This is a genomic window from Pseudomonas koreensis (genome assembly GCF_024169245.1).
In the GTDB taxonomy this organism is placed as follows: Bacteria; Pseudomonadota; Gammaproteobacteria; order Pseudomonadales; family Pseudomonadaceae; genus Aquipseudomonas; species Aquipseudomonas koreensis_F.
Map to the genome: position 1 here is coordinate 5,549,442 of NZ_JALJWP010000001.1, position 13,669 is coordinate 5,563,110.

General features: G+C 60.7%; 13 protein-coding genes. All 13 read right to left on the minus strand.

Features of this window, described 5'->3' with window-relative positions; genetic code table 11:
• Positions 1–78: 78 nt before the first annotated feature.
• The 13 genes from J2Y90_RS24570 to J2Y90_RS24630 all read right to left on the minus strand — a co-directional run bounded on the left by J2Y90_RS24570 (position 79) and on the right by J2Y90_RS24630 (position 13,615).
• Positions 79–1,008 (minus strand): PfkB family carbohydrate kinase, encoded by a 930-nt coding sequence (locus tag J2Y90_RS24570; protein WP_253504316.1) that lies wholly within the window; start codon positions 1,006–1,008, stop codon positions 79–81.
• A complete protein-coding gene (locus tag J2Y90_RS24575) occupies positions 1,001–2,467 on the minus strand; it encodes a purine-cytosine permease family protein (protein WP_253504318.1) in 1,467 nt (488 codons plus the stop codon). The genes J2Y90_RS24570 and J2Y90_RS24575 overlap by 8 nt, the downstream gene beginning before the upstream one ends.
• Before the next feature lie 202 nt (positions 2,468–2,669).
• On the minus strand, positions 2,670–3,668 hold the full coding sequence (locus tag J2Y90_RS24580; protein ID WP_253504320.1) for an ADP-ribosylglycohydrolase family protein: 999 nt from the start codon (positions 3,666–3,668) through the stop codon (positions 2,670–2,672).
• Positions 3,665–4,378, minus strand: a complete 714-nt coding sequence (locus tag J2Y90_RS24585) for a GntR family transcriptional regulator (RefSeq protein ID WP_253504322.1) — start codon at positions 4,376–4,378, stop codon at positions 3,665–3,667. Before J2Y90_RS24585 ends, J2Y90_RS24580 begins: the two co-directional genes overlap by 4 nt.
• A gap of 187 nt (positions 4,379–4,565) precedes the next feature.
• Positions 4,566–5,534: an L-arabinose ABC transporter permease AraH gene (araH, locus tag J2Y90_RS24590; protein WP_123419098.1), complete on the minus strand. Its 969-nt coding sequence runs from the start codon at positions 5,532–5,534 to the stop codon at positions 4,566–4,568.
• A 12-nt stretch (positions 5,535–5,546) separates the two neighbouring features.
• Positions 5,547–7,097 (minus strand): L-arabinose ABC transporter ATP-binding protein AraG, encoded by a 1,551-nt coding sequence (araG, locus tag J2Y90_RS24595; protein WP_253504324.1) that lies wholly within the window; start codon positions 7,095–7,097, stop codon positions 5,547–5,549.
• A 53-nt stretch (positions 7,098–7,150) separates the two neighbouring features.
• Positions 7,151–8,155 carry a substrate-binding domain-containing protein gene (locus J2Y90_RS24600; RefSeq protein ID WP_253504326.1) on the minus strand — a complete coding sequence of 335 codons (1,005 nt, stop codon included), beginning with the start codon at positions 8,153–8,155 and terminating at the stop codon, positions 7,151–7,153.
• Positions 8,156–8,291: 136 nt separating this feature from the next.
• A complete protein-coding gene (locus J2Y90_RS24605; RefSeq protein ID WP_253504328.1) occupies positions 8,292–9,110 on the minus strand; it encodes an SDR family oxidoreductase in 819 nt (272 codons plus the stop codon).
• A 270-nt stretch (positions 9,111–9,380) separates the two neighbouring features.
• Positions 9,381–10,256 (minus strand): SMP-30/gluconolactonase/LRE family protein, encoded by an 876-nt coding sequence (locus J2Y90_RS24610; RefSeq protein ID WP_253504331.1) that lies wholly within the window; start codon positions 10,254–10,256, stop codon positions 9,381–9,383.
• 135 nt (positions 10,257–10,391) lie between these two features.
• Positions 10,392–11,108 carry a FadR/GntR family transcriptional regulator gene (locus J2Y90_RS24615; RefSeq protein ID WP_039760144.1) on the minus strand — a complete coding sequence of 239 codons (717 nt, stop codon included), beginning with the start codon at positions 11,106–11,108 and terminating at the stop codon, positions 10,392–10,394.
• Positions 11,109–11,299: 191 nt separating this feature from the next.
• On the minus strand, positions 11,300–11,860 hold the full coding sequence (locus J2Y90_RS24620; RefSeq protein ID WP_253504332.1) for a DUF1285 domain-containing protein: 561 nt from the start codon (positions 11,858–11,860) through the stop codon (positions 11,300–11,302).
• Between the two features lie 14 nt (positions 11,861–11,874).
• Positions 11,875–12,480, minus strand: coding sequence for a DUF4823 domain-containing protein (locus J2Y90_RS24625; protein WP_253504334.1), 606 nt, complete (start codon positions 12,478–12,480; stop codon positions 11,875–11,877).
• A 166-nt stretch (positions 12,481–12,646) separates the two neighbouring features.
• Positions 12,647–13,615: a GTP 3',8-cyclase MoaA gene (locus tag J2Y90_RS24630; RefSeq protein WP_253504336.1), complete on the minus strand. Its 969-nt coding sequence runs from the start codon at positions 13,613–13,615 to the stop codon at positions 12,647–12,649.
• Between the last annotated feature and the right edge of the window lie 54 nt (positions 13,616–13,669).

Below are 13,669 nucleotides of genomic sequence, written 5' to 3' on the forward strand. Positions count from 1 at the left end.
CCTGCGGCAGCTCCTACCGGAAATTTGTGTACGACACAGATCCACTGTGGGAGCGAGCCTGCTCGCGATGGCCGAGGATCAGTCGCCGCGGGACTCGCGGATAAACTCATCAACCTCAGCCGTCCCCGGCGATGTCGCCGGCCCCCACCGAGTCACCGCCAGCGCTGCTGCGGCATTGGCCCGCCGCGCCGCTTCCAGCGCATCCAGCCCCTGCGCCAGCCCGGCAACAAACACCCCGGCATGCGCATCGCCAGCACCATTACTGTCCACTGCTTTCACAGCAAACCCCGGCACTTGTCGACGCTCGCCACGCTGTTGAATCCAGCAACCCTGCGGCCCGTCGCGCACCACCATCAGCACATCTTCAGGCAAAAATTTCGCGAGACGATCCATTGCCACGCCAATCTCATCAGCGCCGGTAAAGCGCAGCGCCTCGACACTGTTGCTGGTCCACACATCGATGTGCGGCAGCAACGCCTGCATCATCGGCGCGTCCGGCGATTCCACCAGCGGTCCCGGGTCGAACACCACATTGACCGATCCCGGCAGCGCCAGTGTCCAGTCGAGCAACGCCTGCGCCTTGCCCTCGTGCAGCAGGCTGTAACCACTCAGATAAACGTAATCGCCGGCCTCGGCAGGCACGCTGTTCAAATCCTCCGCGGTCACCTCGCCTTCGGCGCCGATGTAGGAAATGAAACTGCGTTCGGCCGAGGCATCGGTCAGCGCCACGCACAGACCGGTGTCGCGCTCCGCCGGTTCGCGGATGCCGATGCGGATACCTTCCGCCTGCATCGCTTGGCGTGCCAGATCGCCGAAGCGCCCGCTGCCATGGCGGCCGAGATAGACCACCGGCAAGCCGTTGCGCACCGCCGCCGCCATCACATTGAAACCGCCGCCCGCCTCGAAACCCGCCGATTGCGCCAGCACATCGCCGCCAATCTGCGGCAGTTTATCCACCGCCATGACCAGGTCGATGATGACCTGGCCGGTGTGCAACATCTTAGGCATGAGCATTCTCGGGTTGCGCGGCGCGGCGATCTTTCGCACCGCCAAGTATCAGGTAAATGCCACCGGCGACGACGAAGGTCACGATCCAGCCGAGGCCGTTGTGGCCCAGCCAGGAGTCGGACAGAAAGCCCTTGAACCAGACGTTTTCCGCCGTGGTGCCGATGGTGGTGAAGCTGAAGCCGAGCACAATTGCAATCGCCCAGGCGCCGAACGCACGCCACTCGATGCCGCCGCGATACCAGTAGGCGCTGCTCGGGCTGACGTCGAGCAGGTCTTTGGGGCTGTAGTAGTGGCGGTGAATCAGGTCGACCACGAAAATTCCCACCCACGCAGTAATCGGCACCGCCAGCAGGGAAATGAAGGTGATGAACGGACCGTAGAAACTCTCCGCGATCAGCATGAAGTAGATCGAGCCGGCGAAGATCGCGACGATATCCACCACCACCGCATAGACGCGTTTGACCTTGAGGCCCAGGGTCAGCGTGGTCAGGCCGGCGGAGTACACCGACAGGTTGTTCGACAGAAGCAGGCCACCGAATGCGGTGATCAGGTACGGCACGGCCATCCAGGTCGGCAGCATGTCGCGGATCGCGACGATCGGGTCAGTCGCCGAAGCCAAGTCATTGTTGCCCACCGAGAGCAAGCCGCCGAGGGTGATCAGCAGCACCAGCGGAATGCCCGCGCCGAATGCCGCCGACGCCACCAGCCGCACCGCCTTGACGCTGCGGTGCTGATAGCGCGACATGTCGGCGCCGGCGTTGGCCCAGCCGATGCCGGTGCCGGCAGCCATGGTGCCGATACCGATGATCATCGCGCTCAGCGGCGCCGGCGTGGCGTTGAACACCGCACTCCAGTCGATGGTTGCGCAGAGAAAACCACCGACGAGAATGTTCAGCGCACCGAACACGTAGGTCGCCCACTTCTGGATTACCAACAACGTCGCGTGGCCGAGGCCGGACACCGCCAACGTCAGCAGGACGAAGATAGCGATAAAGATCAGCGTCAGTACCGGCGCACTTTTCGCCTCGACCGGCGAGCCGAACAGAATCGAACACAGCGAGAGCAGCACGAACGCCGCAGTGGTGGTGTTGACGGTTTCCCAACCCAGACGCGACATCAGCGAAACCAGTGTCGGGCCGATGTTGCCGCGTACGCCGAAGATCGCCCGCGACAGCGTCAGGCTCGGCGCGCGGCCACGACGTCCGGCAATCGAAATGATGCCGACCACCGCAAAAGAACCGGCGGCACCGAGGATGGCGACAATGATCGCCTGCCAGATCGCCAGTCCGCGAAACGCTACCAGCGTGGCACCCAGCGGCAAGCCGAGAATGGAAATATTGGCAGCAAACCAGACCCAGAACAGTTGCAGCGGATGACCGTTGCACTCGGCTTCCGGCACCGGCTCGATGCCGCGGGTTTCCAGTTGCCCGACGCTTTGCCCGGCGGTTGATGAACTCATGAAGATGCTCCTGTTTGCCTTTTTTGTGGTTGTGGCAATGATGCAAAACGACAAGACAATTGGCCTTCCGAGGCCTGTCTGTGCGATCCATTGCTGTGTGAATTCTTTAGAAATGCGCCGCCCCTTTCGCGAGCAGGCTCGCTCCCACAAGGAAATGCATTCCAATTGTGGGAGCGAGCCTGCTCGCGAAGAGGCCAGCCAGTCAACGCAAGGCCAACAGCCCCTGCACCAATGGCTCGAGCTCCAGTTGATTAACCGCTTTCACCGTCTCGATCATCTGTTCAGGCCAGCACTCAAGCCCCAGGCAGGCCCCGAGCATGGCGCCGAGAATCGCCGCGATGGTATCGGTGTCGCCGCCCAGGCTGGCAGCCATGCACAGCGCTTCGAATGCAGTCATCTCGCCAATGGCCACTTGCTGGGCCAGGGCGAATGAGACCACCACCGACTCCTGCGACGCTACCGAAGTACCGATCACGTCGTAGAGCAGATCGGCGAGCAACGCCTTGTCGCTGTCGACGCTGATGCTGCGCGCCCAACTGATCCGCGAGGCGATGCGCCCACCGGCGACCCAGTGCCCGTGGGCTTCGGCTTGCTGGGCGATCTGCTGACCGAGGTTCAGCGCTTCGCCGAGATCGACGCCGTTGATCCCGGCCGAGACCACCGCCGCCACCGCAGCCGCACTGGAAATTCCCAACGTGGTGTTGTGGGTCACCTGACACGCCTGCACCACTGACGCGACGAAGCGCTCGGGATTGGCCACGTTCGCGGCGATCCCCACCGGGGTGATGCGCATCGCCGCGCCGTTCGTAGTGCCGTAGCGCCCGGCTTCTTCAGGGGAATGCCCGGCAAGGATCATTTCGATGGCGCGTTTGGTCGACGGGCCGAGCAAGTCCTGCGAGCCTTTGGCCTGCATCTCGGCTTCCCATTCGATCAAGCGCTGGGCGAGGACCGCCGGCTCGATACGGCCGTGACCCTCGACCAATAGCTCGCCGACCAGGATCGCCTGCTCGGTGTCATCGGTGATCGAGCCTTTGGGCATGTTCGCGGCGATCGGTTGCAAGGGACCTGCGTCCTGCAGATCAGTGATCTCGCCAAAACGTGCCTTGATCGTTTCGCGATCGAGCGACTGCGTCGGCATGCCCAGCGCATCGCCCAGGGCCAGACCGTAGAAAGCGCCAAGCGCACGGTTGAGCGCGGTCATTTCGATTCTCCGAATTGCAGGTGCAGACGAAAGTGCACCGGGTCGAGCAGGCTTTCGACCTGTTCCATGAAACGGTTCTGCCGGTCGTAGGTGGTGCGCAGGGCTTTGAGAAACACCGTGCCAGCCGGGCGCCCAAGCAGTTCGGCGTCTTCGGCATTCAGCGGCTCGGCGCCGATCCACTGATCGCCGCGCTCGCCGATGTAGCCGTAGGCGGCCAGGGTGATGGTCAGGGAATTGTCGATCAGACCGACGCGGGGCAGGCTTTCCAGGCCGCCGTTGGCCGGCATCAATGCACGTTCCAGAGACACCAGCGTACCGTCGGTGGCGCGCCGACGACGGTCGAGGGTGATGAATTGATCGGTGCCGAAACGCACCAGCAGATCCGGGCGAGTCACGGCTTCGAGGCGCAACACTTCGGTATTGATCAGCGCCCCGCTGTCGGCCAGCGCCTGCGCCCAGCCGCTGCGCTGATCCAGCGCAACCCCGTCAAAGGTGACGATGGAGCCGACCCCGCTCTGCGTGGCGATGTACTTGCGCCGCTTCAGTTCGGCCAGCGCCTCACGCAAGGTGCCACGGCTGACCTGGAATTCTTGAGCCAACTGATGTTCGCCGGGCAACAGAAAGCCGTCCTCCATGAGACCGCTTTCGATGCGCCGGACGAGCTCGTCGACCACCCGTTGTTTCTTGTCGAATCGTACCTGTCTAATCATGTACAAATTGATAACCGAAACGCGGCGCGGCGGGCAAGCGATATTTGTGGGAAGTGACCGATGGAGAAAGGTTTATGCGATCCCTGTAGGAGTGAGCCTGCTCGCGATGACGTCAGCACATCCAGCTGCAATGTGGCTCAAAGGACGCTATCGCGAGCAGGCTCACTCCTACAGGGGTGAGGGGGTGTCAGCGTTGTTTCAGGCGGTCAATGACCACGGCCAGCAACAGAATCGAACCCCGAATCACATACTGATAAAACGTATCGATGTTCTTCAAGTTCATCGCGTTCTCGATGATCGCCAGAATCAACACCCCGGCAATCACATGGCGGATCATGCCGATACCGCCGCTAAGGGAAACACCGCCCAGTACGCAAGCCGAGATCACCGTCAGTTCAAAACCCTGGCCAATCATCGGCTGCCCGGAGGTCATCCGCGACGCCAGAATCACACCTGCCAGCGCGCCGATCACACCGTGCACAGCGAAGATGATGATCTTGGTGCGGTCGACGTTGACGCCCGCCAGCAGCGCCGCTTCCTGGTTGCCACCGATGGCCATGGTGTTGCGCCCATAAGTGGTGTAGTTCAGCAGCCAGCCGAAAAACAGGAAGCAGACGATGGTGATCAGGATCGGCACCGGCACGCCGAACAGCTGGCCATTGCCGAAGACGAAGAAGGATTCCTGCGAAACGCCGACCGCTTTGCCGTTGGCGAAGATATAGGCCAGACCGCGAACGATCTGCATGGTCGCCAGGGTCGTGATCAACGCGTTGACGCGCAACTTGGCAATCACGATGCCGTTGATCAGCCCGACGATCAGGCCCATCACCAGCGCCGCACTGACCCCGAGAAACACGCTGTTGGTGTCACGCATCACCACCGCCGCGACCACGCCGGCACAGGCAATCACCGAACCAACCGAGAGGTCGAAGTGTCCCGACGCCAGGCAGTAAAGCATGGTGCACGCGGCGATGCCGGTGGTGGAAATCGCCAGGCCCAGACCGCGCATGTTCAGCGGCGAGAGGAAGTTGTCGATCAGCAGCGTGCAGGCGACAAAGATGCCGATCGCCGCCAGCAGCATGACCCAGTCATCGAGGAAGCGCCGCAGGTCCAGCGGTTTGCGCTCGTTCGGCAGGGTTTCGTTTTGGGTAGTCATCATAGTCACCTCTCAGTTCGCCACGCCGTCAGCGCGGTGGCGTGGCAAAGCCAGTTGCAGCAGGTTGGATTCATTGGCCTGGTCGCGGCTGACTTCGCCGCGCAGGGCGCCTTCGCACAGCACCAGGATGCGGTCGGAAATGCCCATCACTTCCATCAGATCGCTGGATACCACGATCACCGAAATACCGTCGGCGGCGAGGTTATGAATGATCTGGTAGATCTCGGCCTTGGCGCCGATGTCGATGCCACGGGTCGGTTCGTCGAGCAGCAAAACCTTCATCGGCATCGACAGCCAGCGGCCGAGAATGGCCTTCTGCTGATTGCCGCCGGAAAGGAACTTGATCTGCTGGCCGGCGTGCGGGGTTTTCACTTTCAGGGCCTTGATCTGCTTGTCGGCGTTGCCCTTTTCCCACAGGCCGCGAATCAGGCAACCGAGCCCGGAATGCGCACCACGGGCACTGATGTTGATGTTCTCGGCAACGCTGGCCAACGGGATGATGCCTTCCTTCTTGCGATCTTCCGGGCAGAGCAGAATGCCGGCGGCAATCGCGTCACGGGGGGAACGCAGTTTCAGCTCATGGCCGCGCAATTCAAGGCGGCCAGCGGTGTTGCGCTCCAGGCCGCTGAGCAGGCGAAACAGCTCGGTACGCCCTGCCCCGACCAGCCCGAACAAGCCAAGGATTTCGCCCTTGTGCGCTTCGAAGCTGATCGGCTCGCGCAGGCCCGGGCCAAGCAGACCGTTGACTTTCAACGCCACGGCGCCACGGGGGCGATGGCGGTAATCGTAGATGTCCTGAATGTCGCGACCGACCATGCACGTCACCAGTTGATCGTGGGTCAGCTGGCTCATGTCTTCAAACGTGTGCACGTAGCGGCCGTCCTTGAACACCGTCACGGCATCGCAAATGCGGAACACTTCTTCCATGCGATGGGAAACGTAGAGCACCACTTTGCCTTCGTCGCGCAGGCGCCCGATGATCGCCATCAAACGATCGATTTCGCGTGCCGAAAGACTACTGGTCGGTTCGTCGAAAGCGATGACGTGAGCACCGCGCGACAACGCCTTGGCGATTTCCACCAATTGCCGCTGGCCCAGCGACAAGCGGCCGACCTTGGTTTGCGGATCGATTTCGTCGGCGAGGCCTTTCAGGCAATTCAAGGCCTTCTGGCGCAGTTCACTGCGATTGATCAAACCGAAACTGGCCGGCAGATGTCCGAGAAACAGGTTCTCGGCGACGGTCATTTCCGGGACCAGATGCAGCTCCTGGTGAATCACCGCAACGCCGCTGCCAATGCTGTCGGCAGTCGATTTGAAGGCCATCGCCTGCTCGCCGATCTGCAGCTCGCCGCTGCTCGGAATATAGGCGCCACCGAGGATCTTCAGCAGCGTCGACTTGCCCGCACCGTTCTCGCCCATCAGGGCATGAACCTGGCCTGGGTGAGCGACGAAGCTGATGCCATCCAGCGCTTTCACGCCGGGAAAGGTCTTGCCGATCCCGTTGAAACGCAGGCTGCCGCTGGCGCCATGTTGTTGTTCTTGTGTCTGTACTTGCGCGTGCATAAAGCCACCTCTTCACACCGAAAAACGGCCCGGCTGCCCGGGCCGTCGCTGCCTCAGTTCCACAAGCCGATTTTTTCCAGCTCTTGCTTGAAGTTTTCGCGGGTGATCAGGGTGACGTCATCCATGGCGGTGTATTTCGGCGGTTCTTTGCCGGCAGTGATCCACTCGTACATCATCTCGGCGGTCTTGTAGCCTTCGATGTGCGGGCTTGGCAGCATCGACCCGAAGAAGCCGCTGTTAGGCTTTTTCAATTCGCCGATGGCGTCGGTGCCGTTGATGCCGATGCCGATCACGTTGCTCGCGGCAAACCCGGCCGCTTCGGTCGCGCGCACGCCGCCAAGCACGGTGTTGTCGTTCATGCCGCCGATGATCAGGTTTTTCGCCGCACTCGGCAGTTTCACCAGCGCCGAGTTGGTGGCGTCCATGCTGCCCGGTACGTCGAGGGTTTTCAGCGCGGCGAAGAGGATGTGATCCGCCGGCATGCCAGCCTTTTTCAGGGCATCAACCGAACCGTCGGTGCGCTTCTTGCCGGTATCGAGTTCGTTGTAGGTGTTGACCACCGCGTAGGTGTCTTTCCAGTCCCAGTTACGCTTTTTCGCTTCGGCGGCCATGGCGGCGCCCTGCTTCTGGCCGACTTCGAACGCGGCCATGCCCAGGTACGGCACGTCTTCCATGAATTTGCCGTTGGCGTCGACGAAACGGTCATCGACGGCAATCACTTTCAGATCGTTGATCTTGGCTTTGGCCATGATGGCGGGGCCGAGGGACACGTCCGGCGGGCAGATCACAAAACCCTTGGCACCGTTGGCGGCCAGGCTGTCGATCGCCGAGAGGGTCTTCTCGCCATCCGGCACGGCGATCTTGATCAGTTCAAAGCCTTTGTCCTTGGCGGCTTTTTCGGCAAAAGCCCATTCGGTCTGGAACCACGGCTCTTCGGCCTGCTTGACCAGAAAGCCGATTTTCACCGCGTCGGCGGCGAGCAGCGCACTGCTCAGGCTGAACGCAGTGACCGCCAGGGCAGTGCTGCACAGGGTACGAATCCCGAAACGACGTTTCATCAGATGACTCCTTGTTATTTTTTTGAGCAAGGTTTGAAAAGCGTTGAAGCGTGTTCTCAGTGAAGCTGTTTGAAAATAGTCATATCGTATGATGATTGGATTTCAAGCGTAGTTCAGCGCTGGAAATCCGTTCAATTCAGTCGTGGTACATCACCGAGCGACCACCATCGATGGTGATGCACGACGCGTTGATAAACGGCGCTTCATCGCTGGCCAGAAACACCGCAGTCATAGCCACTTCTAGCGGCTGGCCGATGCGCTTGGGCGGATGCAGGTCGAAGGCGCGCTGCCGCTCGGCATGCGGATCGGCAAAGCCGTTCCAGTAATCGACGTTCAGCTGCGTTTCGATGTAGCCCGGCGCGATGGCGTTGACGCGAATGCCTTTGGCCGCGTATTCGATGCCGAGCGCGCGGGTCAGGCCGAGCAAGCCGTGCTTGGCCACCGGGTACGGAAAGCAGCCGGGAATAATGTGGCTGGAATGAGTCGAGGCGATGTTGATGATGCTGCCGACGCCCTGCTCGATCATTTGCGGCAGCACGGCCTTGCAGCCATACCAGGCGCCATCCAGATCAATGGCGAAGCAGCGGTGCCAGTCTTCTTCGGTCATCTGCAGCGGATCGCGGAACACATTGACCCCGGCGCAGTTGACCAGCACATCGATGCGGCCATGCAATTCCACGGCGCGTCTGGCAAGGGCATGCAGATCCTGCTGATTCGACACGTCGACCTTCAGTGCTTGCACGTCATGGCCCTTACCGCGCCAGTGCGCGGCGACCTGCTCGACCTTGTCGGCCTGGATATCGCTGATCAGCAATCTGGCCTGCTGCGAGGCGAAGGCGGCAACAATCGCTTCGCCGATGCCCTGAGCGGCACCGGTCAGCAGCACGACCTTGTTTTTCAGACGCTCGCCTTTTGGCGGTGGCGGCACGGCAGGCAATGTCAGCGCTTGAGGCATGACTCAGGCCTCCCGCGTGCAGGCGCAAAAAAACCGGGCATCGGTCGATGTCCGGTTTTCACGGCTTGGGAAAAGAACCAGGCAAGCGTCGCCAACGGCATCGAGCCGTGGCGAAAGGCGGATCCCGCCTAAGCGGGCGACAAGAATTCGCTGCATCACTTCACCTGTTTTGTTCTTTTTAAGTGTGAGTGCGTGTTACTGCTGGAGCCGACTATAAACCCGACCGCCAAATAATCTCAATATATAATTTTGCATCCCATATTTTGGGATCTATCCTGCAAAACGCGTACAGAGTTTTCCTGCAACATCGACGCGCATGGTCAGCACTGCGCCATCCAGTGGATGGTTGAGCGGACTTTTTGCGCTGGTGATGTATAGGGTTTTCAGGTCTTCACCACCGAATACGCAACTGGTCGGGCGACTGACTGGCAGATCGATCTTGCGATCCACCTGCCCGTCCGGCGTCAGGCGCAACAGGCAGCTGCCGTCCCAACGCGCGTTCCACACGTAGCCTTCGGCATCCATGGCTGAGCCGTCGGGGCCGCCGTGCTGATCGGATGAGTAAAACACCTGTGGCGCATCGAGACTGCCGTCGGTGCGGATGAAATATCGATTGAGTGTGCTGTCGAGACTTTCGCCGAACAGCAGCGTGGTGCCGTCGTCGCTCCACAGCAGGGTGTTGGGAATGCCCAGACCGAGCAGCAGTGGCGTGACGCGTTGATCGGCATCGATACGGAACAGACCACCGGAACGACGCACGATCGGCAGATCCTCGCCGTGCTCGCCGATGTTGTTCTGCATAGTGCCCAGCCACAACCGGCCCAAGGCATCGCAACGGGCTTCGTTGGGTCGGTTGCCGGGTTGCGGGTCGGCAACGCAAAACAGCGTCAAGCGTGGCTCAAGCCCCGGAGAATCGAGATCCAGTCGATACACGCCACTGCTCAACGTGACCAGCGCATCGCCGCTGGCACAGGGAATGAAGGCGGAGATGTGCTCGGGCATCTGCCAGATCTGCACGTTCTGGCCGATCAGCCGCAACGCTTGTTTACCGGCGATATCGACCCAGTACAACGCCTGGGTCGGCGCATCCCAGAACGGGCCTTCGCCAAGTTGCGCGCGGTGTTGGGTCAGGGCGGTGCAGGTCATCTGGAATCCTTCATGTTCTTGTTTTTTCGCAATGTAGGAGTGAGCCTGCTCGCGATAGCGGTGTATCAGGCGACATCATTGGTACTGAACCACCGCTATCGCGAGCAGGCTCACTCCTACAGGGGATCTCGGTGTTCAGCTGGCTTTTCTGTCGGCCATGACTTTCGGGTAAAAGCGTTTTATCGCCAGATCGGCATTGTCGATCAAGGTCATGCACGCCCAAACGCCACGGGTCGAATCGCGCGCGGCGATGGCATCGGCCATGTCTTTATGGATCGGCAAGGTGCGGCGCAGTTCATCGGGGTCAGCGGCGGAGACTTCGAACGACACCGCGAGCAACGCGCCGAGGGCCGGGACCATTTGTTCGATGAACTGATTATGGCTGGCGGCAAGAATGCATTCGTGGAAAGCCTGGTCGGCGCGGTTGTAATCGATGCCGCTGTCGACCGCACGCTCCAGTGCATTAAAAGCCAGTTGCACTGCTTCGATTTGTTCCGGCGTTGCGCGCTCACAGGCCCAGCGCACCGCCATCGGCTCGATGGTGCGGCGCAAGTCCAGCAAGTCATCGACGAAATTTTCCGGCAAGCCGTTGCGCGACAGCCAGCCAACCACTTGCGGATCGAACAAATTCCAGCGCCGTACCGGCAACACCCGCGTGCCGACTTTCGGCCCGACTTCAAGCATGCCTTTGGCGACGAGGGTTTTGATCGCTTCGCGAATCACCGTGCGGCTGACACCGAGCTGCTCGCCCAGATCCGCCTCGACCTTGATGGTCTGCCCCGGCTTCACCTGACCGGCAGCAATCCAACTGCCCAGCCAGTCAACGGTCGACGCATGAAAGCTGCTGGACATGAACACCTCAAGGCGAATCGCAATGGGTGCCTACGCTAATCATCATACGAATAACAGTCAATCGGGATTTTCAGCTGAAACGCGAAAAAATGTAGGAGTGAGCCTGCTCGCGATAGCGGTGTGCCAGTCAAAGCAAATATCGACTGGTATACCGCGATCGCGAGCAGGCTCACTCCTACAAGGGGATTTATTCAGGGTTCGAGGCCAATGCGGAAGAACTCGCCGCCGCTCCACACGCCGAGCCAACTCTGACCATCAATCTCGCGGCTAACCGCCAGTTCCACCAACTGATAGAACACATTGCGGTGAATCAGCGCTTCCAGATTGCTGCGCACATGCACATAAGGCGCAGGCTCCTGGGTTTCAGGCTCAATCTCGACGCGAATCGGATGCTCGGGTCCCGCCTCGGTGGTTTCCTCGACATTGGTAGTGAAGCGCAAAAGCTGCGTCTCGCCCTCGCCCTGCACTTCCACGGCAACCGCCACGAACGGCGCGTCATCGACCTTGATCCCGACCTTCTCGACCGGGGTGATCAGGAAATAATCATCGCCGTCGCGGCGGATGATGGTGGAGAACAGTTTGACCATCGGCTTGCGCCCGATCGGCGTGCCCAGGTAATACCAGGTGCCGTCGCGGGCGATGCGCATATCGATGTCGCCGCAGAAATCCGGGTTCCACAAATGCACCGGTGGCAGGCCTTTGGTCTTGGGAATCTGTCCCAGCAGGTCATTGGCTGTTTGCGGGTCACTCATGGCGTACTCCTTGATTACTGGTCGCCGATCCCCAGCAGGCTGCGTGCGTATTGCGCCAGTGGCGGACCGATGAGGTCTTCGGGTTTGGAGTCATGGAACGTCAGTAAACCGCCACGACTCTTGATCCGTGCAGTATCAATCAAATACTGGGTGCTGGTCTCGATCAACATGATCTGAATCACGCCGCCGTCGATACCGAGCCGATCCACGGCTTCCTGATCCAGCCACTCGTCGGAGTTGCCGATGCGGTCATCAGCCTTGGCGAAACGTGTGTAGAGCAGGTAATGCGCGCCGGCATCGCGGGCTTCGCCCATGGCTTGGTCGAGGCCTTCCGGGGCGCGGGCGCGGCGGACCATCGGGAAGTATTCGACGAAGCCCTTGAAGGCTTCTTCGGCGACCACGTTCGGCCGTGGATAGGAACCACCGGGCGGTGCAAACGCGCCCTGGGCGATGAAGATGAACGAGTCCGGCTGAATGCGGACATTGTTCACCCGGCGGCTGTCGCTGTGGTCCAGAAGTCCCGCATCGCTCATGTGATAGCGCGTGCCTTCGGCCATATCGCTGACATTCATGCAGCCGCCAAGCGCCAAAACGGCCAGCAGCAAAACCAGGCTACGCATCCTATTCCTCCAGAAGCCGGTGTCGGAAAACCGGCGAATGGCCGTTGGATGCAGCTTTTGCGCCAGCTCGGCTAATTCAGTGCCAGAGGCATTCGCGAGCAGGCTCGCTCCCACAGGGAAATGCATTTTCAAAGGTGGGAGCGAGCCTGCTCGCGAAAGCGGTCGATCAGCCGCCAATAATCTTCATGACCGTAGCGCCGCCAGAGAACGCCACCTCCTGCTTGTCTCCCAACGCCTTGACCAGCAAACGTTGCAGCGCCGGCAACGCCTGATGTCGCGGCTTGTCGAGCAGATCGCCGACATAATGGCGGTTGCTCGACGACAGGCAGCCATGCAGCCAACCGGTCGACGACAGGCGCAAGCGCGAGCAGGTGCGGCAGAACGGCACGCTTTCGTTGGCGATCACCCCGAAATTGCCGAGACCGGGAATCGCATAGCGAACGGCCGTGGCGTCCACCGGTGCGTCGGTCTGGGCGTATTCATAGCGCTCGCCAATCAGGTCGAGCAACTGCTCAAGGCTGACGAACTGCTGCAGAAAAGCATTGGAATCCCTGGCCAGATGGCCCATGCGCATCAGCTCGATGAAGCGCAGTTCAAAACCACGTTCCAGGCAGTAATCGAGCAGCGGCATGACCTGATCGAGGTTCTGCCCGCGCAACGGCACCATGTTGACCTTGATCTTCATTCCGGCAGCGGCAGCCTGATCCATGCCATCGAGCACGCTGGCCAGATCGCCGCCACGGGCGATGCCGCGGAAGGCCGCAGCATCAAGGGTATCGAGGGAAACGTTGATCCGACGCAGACCGGCATCCACCAGCAGCGGCAGTTTTTTCGCGAGAAGTTGACCGTTGGTGGTCAGGCTGATGTCGTCGAGGCCCATCTGGCCGACGGCAGTCATGAACGATTCGAGCTTGGGGCTGACCAGTGGCTCGCCGCCGGTGATGCGCAGGCGCTCGATGCCGGCTGCTTCGATCAGGTATTCGACGCCGCGCGCCATGGCTTCGGCCGACAGTTCGTCCTGCGCAGCCACCAGCCGCTTGCCGTTGGGCACGCAGTAGGTACAGGCGTAGTTGCAGGCAGAGGTCAGGCTGATGCGCAAATTGCGAAAACGCCTGCCTTGACGGTCAACGATCATGAAACACTCCGGCGATAGAAAATCGAGCGAGCAAAACTTGACTGACAAATCAGG

Excerpts from the sequence above, each read along its gene's own strand:
- araH (WP_123419098.1), bottom strand. The coding sequence starts at position 5,534 with ATGACTACCCAAAACGAAACCCTGCCGAACGAGCGCAAACCGCTGGAC.
- araG (WP_253504324.1), bottom strand. The coding sequence starts at position 7,097 with ATGCACGCGCAAGTACAGACACAAGAACAACAACATGGCGCCAGCGGC.
- J2Y90_RS24620 (WP_253504332.1), bottom strand. The coding sequence starts at position 11,860 with ATGAGTGACCCGCAAACAGCCAATGACCTGCTGGGACAGATTCCCAAG.
- J2Y90_RS24605 (WP_253504328.1), bottom strand. The coding sequence starts at position 9,110 with ATGCCTCAAGCGCTGACATTGCCTGCCGTGCCGCCACCGCCAAAAGGC.
- J2Y90_RS24570 (WP_253504316.1), bottom strand. The coding sequence starts at position 1,008 with ATGCCTAAGATGTTGCACACCGGCCAGGTCATCATCGACCTGGTCATG.
- J2Y90_RS24580 (WP_253504320.1), bottom strand. The coding sequence starts at position 3,668 with ATGACCGCGCTCAACCGTGCGCTTGGCGCTTTCTACGGTCTGGCCCTG.
- J2Y90_RS24630 (WP_253504336.1), bottom strand. The coding sequence starts at position 13,615 with ATGATCGTTGACCGTCAAGGCAGGCGTTTTCGCAATTTGCGCATCAGC.
- J2Y90_RS24575 (WP_253504318.1), bottom strand. The coding sequence starts at position 2,467 with ATGAGTTCATCAACCGCCGGGCAAAGCGTCGGGCAACTGGAAACCCGC.
- J2Y90_RS24585 (WP_253504322.1), bottom strand. The coding sequence starts at position 4,378 with ATGATTAGACAGGTACGATTCGACAAGAAACAACGGGTGGTCGACGAG.
- J2Y90_RS24625 (WP_253504334.1), bottom strand. The coding sequence starts at position 12,480 with ATGCGTAGCCTGGTTTTGCTGCTGGCCGTTTTGGCGCTTGGCGGCTGC.
- J2Y90_RS24610 (WP_253504331.1), bottom strand. The coding sequence starts at position 10,256 with ATGACCTGCACCGCCCTGACCCAACACCGCGCGCAACTTGGCGAAGGC.
- J2Y90_RS24600 (WP_253504326.1), bottom strand. The coding sequence starts at position 8,155 with ATGAAACGTCGTTTCGGGATTCGTACCCTGTGCAGCACTGCCCTGGCG.
- J2Y90_RS24615 (WP_039760144.1), bottom strand. The coding sequence starts at position 11,108 with ATGTCCAGCAGCTTTCATGCGTCGACCGTTGACTGGCTGGGCAGTTGG.